Origin of the sequence: Thiocapsa sp. (genome assembly GCF_011390875.1) — a bacterium.
Classification (GTDB): domain Bacteria; phylum Pseudomonadota; class Gammaproteobacteria; order Chromatiales; family Chromatiaceae; genus Thiocapsa.
This window is the reverse complement of sequence record NZ_JAABRP010000331.1, coordinates 1-3583: the sequence shown is the minus strand read 5'-3', so window position 1 is coordinate 3583 and position 3583 is coordinate 1. Positions and strand designations below refer to the sequence as shown.

At 64.4% G+C, this 3583-nt stretch carries 1 protein-coding gene and 2 pseudogenes; 1 reads left to right on the top strand and 2 read right to left on the bottom strand.

The window, feature by feature from the left end; translation table 11 throughout:
* Window positions 1-33: 33 nt before the first annotated feature.
* Window positions 34-2346: pseudogene (locus GPT33_RS17950) on the top strand (CHASE domain-containing protein); the annotation flags it as partial.
* A 45-nt stretch (window positions 2347-2391) separates the two neighbouring features.
* Here the strand turns inward: GPT33_RS17950 and GPT33_RS17945 are convergent.
* Window positions 2392-3006 carry a hemolysin III family protein gene (locus tag GPT33_RS17945; protein WP_296811793.1) on the bottom strand — a complete coding sequence of 205 codons (615 nt, stop codon included), beginning with the start codon at window positions 3004-3006 and terminating at the stop codon, window positions 2392-2394.
* Window positions 3007-3027: 21 nt separating this feature from the next.
* Window positions 3028-3583: pseudogene (locus GPT33_RS17940) on the bottom strand (serine hydrolase); the annotation flags it as partial.

The window sequence follows — 3583 nt, the reverse complement described above, 5'->3', positions numbered from 1 at the left end:
GACAGCGCATCCTATGGTGTCGGGTTCGTCCCGATGAAGACACCGGCAGTACCGCCCATGTGGGGCGGGGCAGCGTTGCTGCTGCCCTGGTTGGTGCTGGCGTTGGGGCTCGGCGCGACCTTCGTGCTGTGGCACGCGGAGCGTCGTGCCGCGGAGGCGCAGGTGGATGCCCAGGTCCAGACTTGGACCGGGAAGATCGCATCCGCGATCGACTATCGCCTTCGGAGTCGGATTCAGGTGCTGCGCGGGGTCGCCGCGTTGTTCGATGCCTCGGCCGACGTGACGCGCGAGGAGTTCCGGCGCTATGTCGAAGAACTTGGCCTTGCCGAGGATTATCCCGGCATGCAAGGGATCGGCTTCTCTCGGTTCATCCCGGCGGATCGTTTGGCCGCCCATCTCGATGCGGTCCGAGCGGAGGGCTTTCCAGATTACCGCATCCGTCCCGCAGGCGAGCGTCCCTTTTATACCGCCGTTCTCTATCTCGAGCCCTTCTCGGGCGAGAACCTCAATGCCTTCGGCTACGACATGTCTCCGGATCCCGTTCGATGGGCCGCGGCGAGCCGAGCGCGCGACAGCGGGGAAGCGGCTCTGTCCGGCAAGGTCACCCTGGTACAGCAAATCACCGACGACCGACAACCCGGCTTTCTGATCTTCGTACCCGTCTTCTCGGGCTTAACCCCGGTCGACGTCGCGTCTCGGCAGCTGAATCTACTCGGTTGGGCGTTCGCACCGGTGCGGATGGATGCTTTGATGCACGGCGTTCTCGACGCAGTCGGCCTCGATGGTCTCGGCGATGCGTTCGAGGTTGCGGTCTACGACGGAGACCGACCGACCCGAGAGGGCCTGCTCTTTGCGAGCAGTCACGCGGACACGGCGACGCCGTCGGCGTCGACAATCCAAGCCAGCCAGCAGATCGAGCTCGGCGGCCATCGTTGGTCGATCCGGGTCGTGCCTAGCCCGCGTTTCTTGGCCGAGCACATCGCCCGAACGTCGACCGCGGTTGCCTTGGTCGGGACCCTATCCAGCCTCCTTCTGGCGTTTCCGGTCGGCGTGCTTGTCGTGAGCCACCGGCGGGTCGCCGATGCGCTGCGGTTGGCGGACGAGGCGAATACGCACCTGAGGGAGCGCGAACGCGACCTTCTCTGGGCGCAACGCACCGCCCAGCTGGGCAGCTGGAGCTTCGATGCGGTGACCCGGCAGGCGATCTGGTCCGAGGGGATGTATCGAGTTTGGGCCCTTGACCCGAGCAAGAGTCCACCGAGTTACGAGGCTCATCGAGAGATCGTTTCGCCCGCGGACTGGCCGCGTCTGGATCGTGCCATCCGAGACGCATTGCGCAGGGCGAAACCCTATCAACTTGAATTGACGATTCGGCGGCCCGACGGCGAGGAGCGGTCGATCATCACCATCGGGACGCCGGAGCAGAATGCGGCCGGCGACGTCACCCGACTGACAGGTACCGTTCAGGATATTACCGATCAGAAACGCGCGGAAGCGGCACTCTATTTCACCCGGGCCGTCGTCGACCGCATGAGTGATTCCGCCTACTGGGCGCGCTCGGATGGACGCATCCTGTACGCGAATGCGGCGACCTGCCGTATGCTCGGATATCGGGCCGACGAGCTGCACTGCATGTCCGTGATCGACATCGTTCCCGGCGCCACCCAGACCGATTGGGACGCCCATTGGCGCGAGCTTCGTGGAGCCGGCTCGTTGCAGTTCGACGGTTTTCACCGCACGAAAGCCGGCGATTCTGTCCCGGTCGAAATCCATGCCGATCTCATCCTGTTTCACGGGATCGAGTACGCCTGCCGTCTAGCGCGGGACATCAGCGAGCGCCGCCGTATCCAAGAGGCGTTGCGCGATCAGGCCGTCCGCGACACCCTGACAGGGCTCTTCAATCGCCGCTACTTGGACGAGACGTTGCCGCGCGAGATGCACCACAGCCAACGGACAGGGGAGCCGCTGGCCGTCGCGATGCTCGACCTGGATCACTTCAAGGAATTCAACGATCGCTTTGGCCACGATGCAGGCGATGCCGGGCTGCGCGCCATCGGCGGTCTTTTGAACGCAGCGCTGCGCGCCGAGGATATCGCCTGTCGCTACGGGGGCGAGGAGATCACCTTGATCCTGCCGGGTGCATCGGCCGTCGATGCGGCCGCACGGCTGGACGAGCTACGTCTCTCGGTGATGGGTCTGCGGCTGTTCAGCCGGGGCCGAGAGTTGCCCACCGTCACGGTGTCGGCCGGTGTCGCGTGCGTCGAGCCGGGCGAGACCGATCCCGATCGGGTCTTGGCAAGGGCCGATGCGGCGCTTTATCGGGCCAAGCAGCAGGGTCGAAATCGGGTCGTGATAGCGGCCGAGTTTGAGTCGACCGCGGCGGGGCCGCGCTCAGAGAAACATCAGGATCGTGAGATAGTGGCTGATGCTGCCCGCAAGCACGAAGATGTGCCAGACGCCGTGCGACCAGGCGAAGCGCCTGTCGAGTGCGTAGAAGACGATGCCGAAGGTGTAGAAGAGACCACCGGCGACGAGTCCCCAAAAACCTGCCGGGGGTAGGTTTGCCATCAAGGGTTCGAGGGCGAGGACGATGAGCCATCCCATCGTAAAATAAATGACCATCGGCAGGATCCGCCGCCCTCGACGCGCAAGACTGTCGATCAGGATGCCGATCACGGCGAGGGTCCAGATGGCGCCGAACATCAACCACCCCGTCCTCCCCTGCAGCACCAGCAGGCTGAATGGGGTATAGGTGCCGGCAATCAGCAGATAGATGGCATTGTGGTCCAAGACCTTGAAGACCCGCTTCGCCCGCCCCCGCAGGCTGTGATACAGCGTCGAGATGAGGTAAAGCAGGAAAAGTGTCGCGCCGTAGACGCTGAAGCTGACGATGCGCAGCGCACCGCCCTGAATCCCGGCGAGGGTCACGAGCACGGCCACACCGATCAGCGCGAGGACTGCGCCGACCAGATGCGAGATGCTGTTGAAGCGTTCTCCTGCGTACATCGGATGCGATTTGTTGCGGGATCAATTCCCGGCGATGCGTTGTCCGCCGACGAGCCACGTGCGCAGCCGGTTCGAATCACCCACGGGGGTGAGCTTTCCGACCGCGTCCAGGAAGACGACATAGAGTCGACGCCCGTCGATCCGGGTCTGCATCACCAGGCAATGGCCCGCCTCGTTGATGAACCCGGTCTTGCTCACCTCGACATGCCATTCCGGATTCCTGACCAGCGGGTTGGTGTTGCGGTACTGCAAGGGGCTGCTGTCGGCGAATGGATGTACCGTCATCTCCCCACGCGAGCTGGCCTCGCGAATCAATGGGTACCGGGCGGACGCGCGGACCATCTTGACCAGGTCCTCGGCCGTGGAGCGGTTGCGGTTGTCGAGCCCGCTGCTGTCGGCAAAGGAGGTGTCGTGCATTCCGAGCGCTTGGGCCTTGCGGTTCATGGCCGCGACAAATTGCGGCGTCCCGCCCGGCGAGGTGCGCGCCAACGCGGCAGCTGCACGGTTATCCGAGGACATGAGCGCGACCATCAGCATCTCGCGGCGCGACAAGGTCGCCTGGCCGATGCGCAGGCGC